10 protein-coding genes are annotated in these 14,115 nt (G+C 39.7%); 1 reads left to right on the top strand and 9 read right to left on the bottom strand.

Features of this window, described 5'->3' with window-relative positions:
• Nucleotides 1-4: 4 nt before the first annotated feature.
• The 4 genes from WKT01_RS03220 to WKT01_RS03205 form a co-directional block, all read right to left on the bottom strand.
• Nucleotides 5-2,302, bottom strand: a complete 2,298-nt coding sequence (locus tag WKT01_RS03220; RefSeq protein WP_340311438.1) for a glycoside hydrolase family 65 protein — start codon at nucleotides 2,300-2,302, stop codon at nucleotides 5-7.
• A gap of 58 nt (nucleotides 2,303-2,360) precedes the next feature.
• Complete coding sequence (locus tag WKT01_RS03215) at nucleotides 2,361-3,209, bottom strand: carbohydrate ABC transporter permease (protein WP_059067960.1); 849 nt, start codon at nucleotides 3,207-3,209, stop codon at nucleotides 2,361-2,363.
• Nucleotides 3,209-4,078, bottom strand: coding sequence for a carbohydrate ABC transporter permease (locus WKT01_RS03210; protein WP_205408533.1), 870 nt, complete (start codon nucleotides 4,076-4,078; stop codon nucleotides 3,209-3,211). Before WKT01_RS03210 ends, WKT01_RS03215 begins: the two co-directional genes overlap by 1 nt.
• A 102-nt stretch (nucleotides 4,079-4,180) precedes the next feature.
• Nucleotides 4,181-5,434, bottom strand: coding sequence for an ABC transporter substrate-binding protein (locus WKT01_RS03205; protein ID WP_117973992.1), 1,254 nt, complete (start codon nucleotides 5,432-5,434; stop codon nucleotides 4,181-4,183).
• Nucleotides 5,435-5,756: 322 nt separating this feature from the next.
• Here WKT01_RS03205 and WKT01_RS03200 point away from each other — a divergent pair, with 322 nt between their 5' ends.
• Entirely contained in the window at nucleotides 5,757-6,134 is a 378-nt protein-coding gene (locus tag WKT01_RS03200; RefSeq protein ID WP_117973990.1) for a TnpV protein, read from the top strand.
• Nucleotides 6,135-6,199: 65 nt separating this feature from the next.
• Here the strand turns inward: WKT01_RS03200 and WKT01_RS03195 are convergent, their stop codons facing one another.
• Genes WKT01_RS03195 through WKT01_RS03175 form a run of 5 tightly spaced genes read right to left on the bottom strand, consistent with a single transcriptional unit; the run spans nucleotide 6,200 to nucleotide 13,973 of the window.
• On the bottom strand, nucleotides 6,200-8,521 hold the full coding sequence (locus WKT01_RS03195; RefSeq protein WP_340311437.1) for a DEAD/DEAH box helicase: 2,322 nt from the start codon (nucleotides 8,519-8,521) through the stop codon (nucleotides 6,200-6,202).
• The gene (locus WKT01_RS03190) at nucleotides 8,518-9,207 is read right to left on the bottom strand and encodes a hypothetical protein (RefSeq protein WP_117973986.1); all 690 of its coding nucleotides are present in this window, start codon (nucleotides 9,205-9,207) and stop codon (nucleotides 8,518-8,520) included. Before WKT01_RS03190 ends, WKT01_RS03195 begins: the two co-directional genes overlap by 4 nt.
• A 10-nt stretch (nucleotides 9,208-9,217) precedes the next feature.
• Nucleotides 9,218-11,404 (bottom strand): DEAD/DEAH box helicase family protein, encoded by a 2,187-nt coding sequence (locus tag WKT01_RS03185; RefSeq protein WP_117973984.1) that lies wholly within the window; start codon nucleotides 11,402-11,404, stop codon nucleotides 9,218-9,220.
• A gap of 3 nt (nucleotides 11,405-11,407) precedes the next feature.
• Nucleotides 11,408-13,030 (bottom strand): site-specific DNA-methyltransferase, encoded by a 1,623-nt coding sequence (locus WKT01_RS03180; RefSeq protein WP_117973982.1) that lies wholly within the window; start codon nucleotides 13,028-13,030, stop codon nucleotides 11,408-11,410.
• 19 nt (nucleotides 13,031-13,049) lie between these two features.
• Nucleotides 13,050-13,973 (bottom strand): Fic family protein, encoded by a 924-nt coding sequence (locus WKT01_RS03175; protein ID WP_117973980.1) that lies wholly within the window; start codon nucleotides 13,971-13,973, stop codon nucleotides 13,050-13,052.
• Between the last annotated feature and the right edge of the window lie 142 nt (nucleotides 13,974-14,115).

Genomic DNA, 14,115 nt, shown 5'->3' with positions numbered 1-14,115 from the left:
CTTCTTATTTTTCTATTCGCAGCGGTTTTCCCGGAACCGCTTTCTTCTTTTCACCGTAGATTTCCAGCTGAACCGGCGCGCCTTTCAGAACTTCTATTGTGCATTTCTCTTTTTCTACGTTTACACGCAGTAAAGATTGCCTATAAGAGATTCTGAAAGTATACCCTTCCCATGTTTCTGGTACATAGGGATTTAGTATCAGTTCATTTTCTGTAATACTCACTCCCGCAAATCCATAGATGATCGCCATATAGCATCCGCCCATATTTGCAGCATGGATTCCGTCTTTTGTATTTTTATGTGTATCCAGCAGATCCATCTTTGCTGAATCCCCCAAATATCGGACGGCTTTTTCTCTCATCCCAAGAACGGACGCCACAATACTGAACACGCAAGTCGATAGAGAAGAATCATGGGTCGTTATCTTTTCGTAGTAAAGAAAAGAATTTTCTACTGTTTCTTTGCTCTGATACTCCGGAAATAAAAAGTGCGCCAACACAGTATCCGCCTGCTTACATACCTGATAACGATATAAATGCAGCGGATGGTAATGCAGCAAAAGAGGAAATTTTTCCTGTGGTGTTTCCTGCAGATTCCATATCGGCTTCTTCAAAAACGAATCATCCTGCGGATTTATTTTTAAATTTTCGTCATACGGCAGATACATCCTTTCTGCCGCCTGCTCCATTTCCTCAAGCTCTGTTTCAGTCAGCTTATGTACAGAACAAAATGTATTCCAAGCTTCCACTTCCTCTGCCAATTGCTTCGTCAGCTTCAGAAATTGTTCTATATTATACTTTGCCGCAGCATTTGTGTAATAGTTGTCATTGACCATACAAGTATATTCATCTGGTCCTGTCACACAATGGATATGAAATCTTCCTTCATAAAAGTTTCCTACATCCATCCACAGTCTGGATGTCTGCAGCAGCATTTCCAATCCTTTTTCTTTGATAAACTGCCAGTCTCCCGTGGCCTTATAATATAAAACGACTGCATAAGCAATATCTCCGTTTATGTGGTACTGGGCAGTTCCCGACGGATAATACCCCGAACATTCTTTCCCAGCTATCGTCCTCCACGGATATAACGCCCCCTTTTTATGCCCCAGCAAAGCCGCGTTCTCTTCCGCCTGCGGCAGCGTCTTATACCTATACTCTAAAAGCGCTTTTGCGATCCCTGGATTGGTCAATACAAAGTAGGGAAGCATAAACATTTCTGTATCCCAGAAATAATGCCCCTCGTACCCTTCTCCACTCATGCCTTTTGCCGCAATGCTGGAACAGCCGTCTGTACCTGCTGACTGTAAGAGCTGATACATATTAAAACATACCGACTGATTCAGCTCTTTATCCCCCCGGATTTCCAACTCTGAATTCTCCCAGAATGTTGTCAGATATCGCTTCTGCTTTTCATAGTAGTAAGAAATTCCAGTCTGACACACTTCATCCATACAAGCTCTTGCCGCTTCCCTGCAGTCTGCATGCCGGATCGAATCCTGAAACACCGTATATTTCATAATGCGGATCGTATCTCCTGGACACATCGGTATACAAAACTTCACGCGCATTTCGTGTGTATCTTCTATATATTCCGGCAGGATCCCGTCCATTTTCTTTCCATTTACATAAACTTCATGCGCCACCCCGCTTACGATCGTCAGCGCGCTGCTTATCGTTTCACTTACAAGATAACTCTTTGCTCCTTCTGTCCATCCTACTTTCTTTTTCAGATGCATATGGCTTTCACCCGCCAATCTGGGATCATGCGGATTACAATAATTTTTCACAAGTCCTTTGTGCAAAGACTCTATACATACCTCTCCCTCAAAGTCTTCAGAATGGATCTGATAATCAATGGTAAATAACGATTTTTCTACAAATGATGTCATCCTGGTAATAGAAAGATCCACGGTTCTTTTATCCGGCATTTCCCATTTTACATTTCTTGTCGTCGTCCCGGCCTCCATATCCAGGATTCGTTCGTATCCGGTCACTTTCCCTGTAAACATAGAGAATCTTTGTCCGGAAAAACTAGAGAGAATCGTCTGTGTATCCGCTACATTCAGCATGGTTTCTTTTTCTTCTATTAAATTACACAGCTTCTCCGCCTGCTTCATCGGGGCTATATCATAGATCCCGTTTATATACATCCCTCGCATTGTATCAAACGCTTCCGGACAACCTTCCTCCAGTGTTCCGCGGACACCGATATATCCATTGGCGTTATGGAAAAGTGTCTCCTGGAGACTTATTGTTTTTTCATCGATCCGGCTGTCTCTTACGCAATATCTTTTTTCCATCTGCTGCCGTTCCTTTCTTAAATTCCTGCTTCTTGATCCCACTGTCTATTTTGTAGCATTACCCTTTCACGGCGCCTGCTGCGACACCTTTGATAATATGCTTTTGACAGAGCAGATAAAAAATGATCACAGGTACTATGGTAAATGTAAGCGCTGCCATCGCCATATTCCACTCGATATTATATTGCCCGAAGAAAAGGGACATTGCCAGCGGTATCGTTTTATTATCATTGCTGGTCAGCGTCAAAGAAGGCAGAAGATAATCATTCCATATCCAGATAACATCCAGAATCATTACCGTCACTGTGATCGGTTTTAAGATTGGAAATACAATCTGCCAAAATACACGCCATGTACTGCATCCGTCTATAATCGCCGCTTCTTCTAAAGATACAGGTACCGATGCCTTGACAAATCCATGATATAAAAATACGCCCATACCTGCTCCAGCTCCAATATACATAAAAATCAGCCCGCCTATAGAATCTTTAAACGGAATACCGAAGATCTTCCCAAACAAATTCATCTCCTGCATCAAGGGCATCATGATCGTTTGAAAAGGAATCAGCATGGTAACGATCAAAAGATTAAAAAGCAGCTTGCTGAGCGTATTGTTTGAACGCACAAACATCCACGCTGTCATAGCACTTAAGACAACAATGATCGCCACAGAGACAACGGTAACAATGATGGAATTTTTGAAAGCCAGGATAAAATCCATCTTATCCAAAGCGCCTTTAAAATACTCCAGTGTAAATTCTTTCGGAAACGCAAGTATATTTTCATATAGCTCCGCTCTGCTTTTAAAGGCGTTTACGATGATCAAATACACCGGGAACAGATAGACACAGCAGCAGATCACGACTATACAGTTGACGATTATTTTCCCTATGGTTTTTCCTTTCATTACAGTGTTACCTCCTTATCCTTTGTAACTTTTACCTGTATCAGCGTAATAATCGCCACAATAACAAAAAATAGCACTGCCTTTGCCTGCCCATAGCCGAAATTACTCTTTGTAAATATCTCATTAAAGATATTCATAGACACCATCTCTGTAGAGTTATTAGGTCCTCCTCCGGTGAGAGATACATTGACATCATAGATTTTAAAACAATTGGAAAGTGTCAAAAAAAGACAGATCGTGACAGATGACATCAAAAGAGGCAGTTTTACATGCAGCAAAGTCTGCCAGAATCCTGCTCCGTCTGTCTGGGCTGCTTCGATGACATCATCCGATATAGACTCTAATCCCGCGATATAAACGATCATCATATAGCCTGCCATCTGCCATGTAGCTACAACGATCATTGCGTAAAACGCAAACTCTTTATCCACCAGCCAGTTAAAAAAGATATTTTCCATACCGGTCATCTCACTTAAAGAAGTCATAGCTTCTCCCAGTACATATTGCCAGATATACCCCAGGATCAATCCTCCGATCAGATAAGGAAGAAACAACATCGTCCGCGCTACATTTCTCACTTTTAATTTTGTTGTCACAAGCAATGCGAATGCTAGCGCCAATATATTGACGATAAGAACTGTCACAAGAGTAAACACCGTGGTCCTTACGATAGATGCAAGAAACTGTGTGTCTGAAAACAGCTTTGTATAATTACTCAGTCCCACAAATATCTTTTCGCTTTTAGCCAACCCATCCCAAGAAACAAAGGAATATCCGATTCCTGTTATGAACGGCACTATCATTATGATAAAAAACATGAGCATCAAAGGTGCCGTAAATAGAACATACCATCTCTTTTTTATCTTCATTTCTGTCTTCTCCTCTCATACAGACAGGATTTTTCCTTTGAAAACCCTATTTCTTTGAATGAAAAAGGGCGCCCGATAAAAAGCGCCCTCTTTGATTTTTTCTTATTCATTTGCCGCCGTTACAAATGACTCTGTCAGCATATCCAAAAATTCATCCGTACTCATATCACTGGTGAAATATTCCTCTGCGTTTTGTACAAGATATGTCGTAATGATCCCTGCCGGCCATTCTTCGTTGAATGTCCAAGGAAGGATATTTCCTTCAGCAATAGCATCTGATACAATCGTGGAGATGGGATCTAAGTTTTCTGAAGTCATGCCGTCCACGACCGGAATAAAGCCGAATTTGTCCATTAAATAGCTGATTCCGGTCTCGCTGGTATACAGCCAATTTAAGAAATCTTTTGCCAGCTGCTTTTCTTCATCAGAAGCATCTGTATTCACACACCATACGGAAGGAACACCTACAGATATGGACGTATTACCTGCGATCGGCAATGGCGCAAGTCCCATATCAAAAGATATGTCATAGCTGGAAAACAGGGAATAGCACCAGTTGCCTTGATGGATCGCCGCTGTTTTTCCTGTCGCGAAATTACCGCAGTTTGCGTCATATGTCACTTCCAGAGGGTTCTGTTCATTCTCTCTGATTGCCTCATAGATCTTTGCAAATTCCTGAAACTCTTCTACATCTTTCAAATTAATTTTTCCATCATACAGATCCTGACAGAACTGTACCGGATCTTCCTGCATAGCAAACGGCACATTCATGATCTGTCCGATCAGGAAAAATGCTTCCTGTGAAAGCCCCAATCCTGTAGTCCCCTCTTTCGCGCTGCTTTCTATGTAGGAGATCAATGCATCTGTACTGCCCATATCCTCTGCACTGACCAGATCTTTATTATATACAAGCCCAAAACCTTCCGCCGTCATAGGAACTCCTACTGTCGCCTCTCCTGATTTTGCAATCAGGTCTTCATTAATCTTATCCAGAAATTCTAAATCTCCGATGTCTTCCAGATAATCCGACATTTCTTCAATCTCTGTAGAAGAAGAAAGAGAAAAAACGGTCGGACCGGATTCACTGGACATATATGTCTTTAAATTCTGATAGTAATCATCTCCGGATATCTGCCACACTTCTACTTCCACTCCGGTTTCTTCCTCATACACCTCTGCCATATCTTTCAGCTGATCATAGATCTCGGTTTTCTGCTGGAAGATCGTGATCTTTTTTGCTCCTTTTCCGTCATCTGATTTTCCCTCGTCTTTTGATGTTCCTCCACATCCCGTCACTAACAAAGATGTTCCTAAAGATGCCGCCAATAAAACAGATAAAATTTTACTCTTTTTCATTTTTACCTCCTTGATTACACCGCCTATTCTTTTGTGTATATATTACAATCATATACGCTTTAAGTCAATATTTATTATGCATTTTCCACATTTATAACAATTACAAATCATGCAATTTGTACACTTCGTCGTATATTTTAAGTAAAATTTACTATTTATAAGTAAATTTTTACGTATTTTTATCTTTTATTTTTAAATTTTAACTAAAAAAGGAAACAGCATAAGGGAGATACTTCGTAAGGAAGTTGTCTCCCTTTGGCTTTTGTAATCAGTCAGAATGATTGGATGGTAGGAAAATCAATCATATCGGAGGATCACAGAAATGAAACAGCATTACATTGATGAAAAAACAGGTATCAGTTATAGCTTGCAAGGCGATTATTATTTGCCCGACCTTGCCTTACCCGCCGAAAAAGGACAGCCTATAGGGTTATGGGGACAGAGGCATTTGCGGTATCTGAAAGAGTATCGCAGGATTACATATCTTAATCTGCTCACAAGCGGCAGGCTGAACACCTACCTTTCCGACATTGATAAACAAGCGAAGGAAATATTTTCCCGGTTGATAGAGCAGATGGCAGAACGAGAGGGTGTGACCGAGCAGCTAAAAGCGAATAATCAAATGGAGTGGATTGCACGAATGAATAACATCCAAAGCAGAGCAACAGAAATCGTGAATCACGATATAATTTACAACTAACTTAGAACGGCGGCAGGAATTTCTTCCTGCCGCCGTTGTGATAAGTTCTCAAAACTTATATAATTTTAAAAAATAAATTTTGAAATACTACTTTTCTGAGCATCGCTGAGATTTTCAATTTTTTCGTTAAATTTAATTTCCGTTTGATCAATGCTTTTAACACAAGGCTTCAACCATTCGATTTCTTCGAAAGAAAATCCATATCGTAACATCCATATTTCAGTTGAGTCTTCCGTTCCATATTTAATATACTTTGCTAATCTTTCAGCACGATCGTCTTGATATGCAAGATAATACTGATGGAAAATCGCATAGAACAAATCGCTCAGCTTAAACCCTATAAGTTTATCAAGAAAATCATATGTATCATAAACAATACGGTCGTAATCGACATCTTTACCTTTTGTTGCAGCAGGGAATAAGGGAAAAGTACGCAATTCTTTATCAGGAATATCACTATAACCTGCAATATATCGAACTGTCAGGCTATCAGCACGATCTTGTTGACCTGCTTGTGACAATAATCGCCGTTGGGTAACATTGGAAACATAAGCATATCTCTCTTGACAAATCTTACTAAATGTTTTGCCGTGCACTTTCCAGATCATTATTTTGATGGCGGAATCAAAAACGAATTTTTCTGCTGCGGTTAGTTCTCGACCTAAGTACTGCTTGTATAAGCACTGAAAGTCCTCATAGACCTCTTTTGCTACTGCATTAGGCAACACAAACCCTGCATCAGTAAACATCATATCTAACAATGTAGGGACTACCGTAGTAACGCTATCTGACTTTAATTTCTCAAGATCTTTATTTGTAAGATTATACTCGTCAGAAAATTCCCCTGTTTTGATTGCTTCTTTGTACTCCTCATATTTCTCATCAATTTTATCGTCTGTTGTATCTAATCGAGATTTTGACGAAAGAGTATTTTTCTTGCGGTACACTTTTCGGAATCTACTCATTGCATTTGGTCGTAAAATGACGCTACCAAAATCAAATACAGGTTTGTTGGTAGAGCGACCGGCTCTACCAATCAGATTTTTAACAGACAGTGTCTTACTTTCCTCGAAGCGGTCAAGATAAACCATATCGAATGGCATATTGATTCCCTGTTCCAGTGTAGAAGTAGCAAAACAGATTTTACAGAAGCCCTGCTGTGTAAAATGCTCTAATATCAAACGGGCTGTCAATGGCATTGAACCGTGATGAACAACAATACCACATCTCAATTTTTCCAGCATATCAGAGTTATAAAACGACTTATCAGTTGTTGAAGCACCAATATACTCCTTTAGCTCATCTATCATTTTTATTGCAGTAGGATCATTAATTGGTTGGCACATAGAAATATACTTCTGAAATTGCCCATATATCTGCTTACTATAAATGTGTGACTTTGGTACATAGATCAGTACACTACCACCCTTTTTTAGTGCTGATTCTATGGGATCAAAGTTTGCTTCCAGTTTTCGTTTTCCCAACGTTGCAGGATCACTCCCGAAATGATAGAATTTTTGGTTCGTGGTGTCATGGGTATAGAAAATCTGTCCTACATTTTTTAATTCATAATTGCTGTATGTTGCCGTTGTATCAATGGTTTCAATGCCGTTCTTCTGCAATTGTGCTTCAGGATTTTCAACAAACGGATGTGCAAAAACAAATTTTGCATCAAGAAAATACTTTAGTGCTCGCCTCACAATACTATCAAAATAGAGACCTCGCACCGAGTGCTCATCGCTGAGTTGGGCTTCATCAAACAGAATCAAATCAATTTTTAGCCAATCTTTATTTTTGAACAGCTCTTTTGCACGCTCAGGTGTCAGTATGAAAATATTTCTGTGAATGTGTTTTGTATTAATCCTATCAACAAAAGTCAGGACATTTACAGTTTTTCGATCCACAAGATTGTTCAATCGGTCGTAGTACTCGTTAATAAGTGCTCTTGAGGGGACGATGACAACCACATCATTGGAACATTCAGAAATAAGATGTCGAAATACAAATGATTTCCCCGTACTTGTTGGTGCCGAAAAGCTGAAATACTGCAAATTTCGTATCTTCTTGAGAATATCTGCTTGCATTGGCGTATAGTCATTGCCAAATTCATCCTTGAGTTGCTGGTGATACATCTCAAAGATTGAGCCTGTAAGACTTTCGATTTTGGGCTGTTTGAAAAACAGCCCCATAGTGGCAATGATTTCTTGCTCGTCCTTTTTGAAAAATTCTGGTTGGAACAGTTTGAAATATGATACTATTTCTAAAACCAGCGAGTTATTGGGTCCATTTTGATAAATCTCAGATTTGACATAGTCTATAATCTGCTCCAGATCTTCCCCTTTTCGAATTTTGGTAATGATATTGCCCTTTTCTAAAACAGAATTCATAAGTCCACCGCCACCAAAATGAGTTCTTCATATTGAAGTAATGATTGAAAGTCCGGGCGCTTCGTGATATTAGCGATTATTCTATCTGTATTGGTAGTTTTTGCTGAAAACGCAGCAGAAAACCCCTTTCTTCCATCGGCTGCCCTTTGCAAAGCTGACATTGTACAGAACGGTTTTAATTCAGGAAGATCTTCAACATCTTTTCCATCTTTAATAAAATCAACGATTTGTGGCAATGCCGATGAATACGCTGTTGTAGTGGCAATATATTTCGCTTCACCGAAAATAACTGTATCCGTAATCTTATTCTGTGAATGAAAATCAAACCCAGGATTTCCAGAACGCTTTTTACCAACAAGTTCATCAAGAGGAATATCTAAATAGTCCAATTTCGATACCATAGTTTCTCTGGCTAATTCAGATACTACATACTCACCAGCATCTTTGCTGACATTGTCACCAACGCATTTGTCAAACTTTTCTTTAATATCATCAATAGTTTTCTTTGCACGGGATGCAAAAGCTTTCTGTTCAAAGTCTTGATCGAATTTACTGAGCCAAGACAAGTCCATAAGAGCACGCAAAATATCTGATAATGTTGCTGAAATATCTTCAGGATCTATTCTGAAAAATTGAACTTTTGCAGGAGTAAACTCGGTTAACACCCTATGGTCAGTTATCTTCAAGACTTTCACCTCACTTTAAAATATCACTCAGCACAACCCAACTATCGCTGTTAATATCCTCGGAATAGCTGTCCATACAAATGCACAGTTCTTCACTTTTTTCATCATAGCGGACAATGCCACCATTTAAACTGTAGCGTTCCAAATAATCTTTCAGCACGGCGAATTTTTTCGGCGTGAAAATGTCAATATCTTGGCTATTGCCACTACGGTCAAAGCCGCCCTTAGTCTCCACGACCCAAATTTCACCGTTTACACTGATAATATAGTCAGGATAAAAATTCTTTTGCTTGCCTGAATTATCCGCATATACGATGGACAAATACTCATTGCCTTTATCACCATTTTTATATACCCATTCCACGGCATTACACTTTTCGCATAATTTCTCGAATTTGCGTTCCGAAGATGATCGGACTTCCGCAGAGGAAAGGTAGCCCTGATATACATTTTTCTTCATTTCCAACTGTGTTTTTGCTGTACCGTCGTAGGTAAACAGGCAGGATTGCGGAATATGGAACGACACCTTTGATACTTGGTTAATATCAAGAGTAAGCTGTTCAAGTTCCGCCGCCATCGCCTCACGCACCGTATGGCGTAGCAGATCGGCGTTGTTGATAACAAATGCGTAGACTTCTCTCGGCTCCATTGCGAGGATTTTACGGCTATATGTAAAATTGCGATCAAATAACTTACGAATAATCGTATTCATATAGCTGTATTCCATTCCAATCTCCATACCGATTTTACCCACCTTCTGATGGTACATATGACCATGATCGTGGGTATTTAGCCTTTCGGTAATGATGACCGTATTCATATCTGCCGAAGCAAAATTCAAGGTTGCAGTTTCACCCGAAAGGGTGTGACGCAGAATATCAGCGCTAAATTCAAAACCCGCCGCCTGCAAGCGTGCCTTGTTCTCCGTCTTGTTCGATCCAGTCTTGAATTTTTCTTCAAAATACTTTGCTACAGAGAGCATAGCCTTTTTAGGATTGCGGTGATCTGTCACCATTGTTCTCTGTTCGGAGGTCAGGGTGATGCCTTTATACTCATTTTTAAGGAACAGAGTAGCTGCTTCTAACGCCCCTTTGCCGAGACTCAACTTAACACCGGCGGTGAATTTTTCATCGAAAGTGTAGAGATAACAGCTATCCAGCAAATCTTTGCCGTAGTGGTGTGCCTCCGGCATACGGCGAATACGTCCGATGGTCTGAATTTCAAAGGTTTCATCCATATTGTCACGGAGCTTTACCAAAATGGCGGCTCTCGGACAGTCCCATCCCGTGGCAACAGCTTGCTTGATAATAACAGCAACAGAGGGAGCATTGATTTTTTCGATGCCCTCCAAGTTTTCGTGCATATCAGAAAGCCACACCGCAAGTTGACCGTTTTCATAGGTTACGCCCTGCGTTTCAAACCAGCGTTCCACGTCGTCCTGCAATTTCTCCGATTTGTTTGGAATCTGCACCACGATCAAAGGATTAATATCCTTCCCATTGGAAAGAAACTCCGCACGGATTTCACGTTGCTTAGCATAAGCCTGTTTTAATAGATAGCTGGTTGCATTCTCCATTTCTACCTGCTGGGGAAAATCCTCATTAATTATAAGCATTTTCTTGATAAGTCCCTCGGCAATAACATCCGCTTCAGGAATTTCTATGATTTCCGCATTTTTAATCCCTTTCGGCGTAGCGGAGCAACGAATGATTTTGTCCGTATGAAAATACTGGATGATTTCATCCGCCTTCACCGTGTTGTTCTGATGGCTTTCGTCCACAATAACAACAAAATGCAAACCGGCGTTCAGAGCATGTTCAATATGCTCTAAGAAGTTGGTGCGTTCGCTGTCTTTCAGGGCGTTGTTGCCCTTTTTCGTTAGCTTTTCCCAGTTGATGAAACAGTTATCGTTTTCTTCAAAGCCGCCCGTCATTACATCGGAGAGCAGCTTTGTCTGAGCAGAGTGAATATACTTATCCATCTTTTCCTTGCTCTGCTCCTCCAAATTGCCCTTGCCGGGGGTGAGCCATACAAACACGGTATGACAGTAGGATTGCACATACTGGTGCATAAAATATGTAAGAATAATTGTCTTTCCGCTGCCCGTAGGGCTTTTTAGAATAATGTCACGGGCAGGCTTTTCCATCGCCTCAAAAAGCGATTTTACAGCCGATAATTGAAAGTTTTTCAGTTGCACCGCTTACACCTCCTGTAAATCCCGATAATAGTAGTCGGGAATGATATTGATTTCGATACCGTGGTCAGCAAGGGACTGTTCCTGTTCCTCATCGGGCAGCAAATCGTGCCCCATATACAGTTTGTGGCACTTGTCGTAGGCTTCGATATTTGTCATAAAATCATCAAGTTCTTCTTCGGTTAGCACGATAGCAATTTCGGCGTTGCCGATGAAATTTACGCCGTTTTCAAGTTCTACAAGTTCACGGATATGCCTTAATAACTCGTCCGCATATTCGTAGTACATACGCTCTGAAATCGGCACATATTCTACCTTGTAATATTTCAGGCTCGCAGAATAATTTTCCTTATCGATAACACGTTTAATTCTCTCATATGTAACATCACGGCAGATATTATTTTCATTGTTGGTGCAAAGAATGAATTTGCGATTGCCGCCATCTTCTGCATTCAATTTCATAACTGCATGTCCAGTTGTTCCGCTACCTGCAAAAAAATCAAGGATTGAAATATTTTTATTTTGAATAAATTTAATTAAATATTCAATCAGTTTTACTGGCTTTGGATTACTGAAGATATTAGTAGAATTAAATAATTCCTTTAATTCTGCAGCACCATCTGAAGTCGTTCCGTATTCAGTTATAATAGAACGAGGTTTGTATCCTTCAGGTTGTCTTTGCTTAAAATGTACTGTCCATTTTCCTTTGACTTTTATAATTCTTGCTTCTCCCTCTGCTAAATCTGAAAGAAAACGTTTTTCTGAACGCAACCATGAAATAGGTTCTCCATTTTCATCTTTTTCAAGGACTGTACCATCTGGACAAGTAATTGCATAATACTGTTTACCTGATTTTCTTTTGAAAGTATCCCAAAAGAACCTTCCTTTTTCATCTTTCTCCTTATAACGAGCAACATATTCTTCGCCATAAGCAATAAAAATATTATTAAGTAACTCTTTGTTTTTTGAATACATAAGAATATATTCATGTTCAGTAGCAACATGTCGAGAATCATTGCTACCACCTTTTTTCTTTTGCCATATCATTTCTGATATAAAATTATGTTCACCAAAAATATAGTCAGCAATCATACGAAGCTCAGCCTGTTCGTTATCATCAATGCTCATAAAAATCACGCCATTCTGAGTAAGAAGATTGCGTGCAATTTTTAAGCGTTGAATTAAAAAACTAATCCATTTACTATGGCGATAACAATCATTATTGTCAATATATGCATCATCATATATGAAGTCTTTGTTTCCTGTATTATACGGTGGATCTATGTATATGAGGTCAATTTTTCCTTTATGTGTTTTTTCGAGCAATTTAAGAGAAGCAAGGTTGTCCCCCTCGATGAGAAAATTCATTTTTCCGCCGTTGTCAATGAACAGTTCTTTTTCTTCGGTAAGTACCGGGGTATGGGTATCAAGCACCTCGTCAATTTCCTCACGGTGTTCCTCGAATACAAGTCCATATTTCTTGCCGTTTACATCTTTCTCTAAATCAGAAAGATAAGAAAGCAGGTTACCAGTATTCTCATCCTGCGGTGCAGCAGAAATAAAGGTTCGGATTTCTTTTATTTTATTCAGCAAGTCCTCACGCTTTTGTTTTGATATATTTGTACTCATTTTGTTTCTCCTAATGCTTTTACTCTTTCACAATTTCTAAATATCGGTCAAGGCGTTCGTTTACATACTCTGCAACAAGTAACACCATATCGTCTGCTTTGCCGTCACGATAAAATGCATCAAAAGCATCATAATAGCGTTTACGGTCAGTAAACTTCACATTGATTGCGGGATAGCCGTTACGGATAAGCTCAAGATTTAAAATCAATCGACCTGTTCTGCCGTTACCGTCTATAAAAGGGTGTATTCCTTCAAATTCGAGATGAAAACGGGCAATGCGTTCAATCGGATGCATTGTCTTTTTACGCTCTTCATTTTCGGCAAGTAACTCCGTCAATTTCGGCTCAATGAGAAATGGTTGTACCGGTTCGGTATATGCACCTGCAATTGTGACAGGAATACGGCGGTAAACTCCTTTATCTTCAGGTCTATTCATTAGTACTAATGAATGAATCGCCTTGATTTCCGTATCTCTCAATCTTGCCTTATTTTGTGCAATATCTTCAATATAAAGGAATGCGTCACGGTGCCCGACAGCTTCAAGATGATCTTTCAAGGGTTTACGGTCTATGGTCATTCCTTCAAGCACCATAGCGGTCTCTTTCAAAGTAAGCGTGTTGCCTTCAATAGCGTTTGAATTATAGGTGAAGTCAACCATAAATTCATCACGCAAACGCTGTGTTTCACCTGCAGTAAGCGGACGCATATCGTCAAGTTTAACTTTTTTAATATCAATTTCAGTTAGTATATCTGCAAATCTGCCGCGTTTTCTTTTGTTAGGCAATTTTCGTTTATCCAACGGTTTTTCTGTTTCTGCAGGTATCATATATAATTTTCCTTTGCGAATAACTCCGTCAATTTCACCATTGGCACAAAGCAAACGAACACGACGGGTAGAGATACCCCATTTTTCCGCCGCCTGTGTAACTGTTAAATATTCCATCTTTCATACCTCCTGATTTGAGGGCTACTTATATAAATTTAGTATATCACAATATCGGAATAATTACAATGTGATTCAAAATTATTTTAACATATATTTGCCGATAATAGGGCGTTCGACAGTTAGTATAACAAAATAGTAT

The sequence above is a fragment of the Mediterraneibacter sp. ICN-202921 genome (assembly GCF_037890075.1).
Taxonomy (GTDB): Bacteria; Bacillota; Clostridia; order Lachnospirales; family Lachnospiraceae; genus Mediterraneibacter; species Mediterraneibacter massiliensis.
The sequence above is the reverse complement of the archived record's forward strand: the minus strand, read 5'-3'. Positions and strand labels throughout refer to the sequence as shown.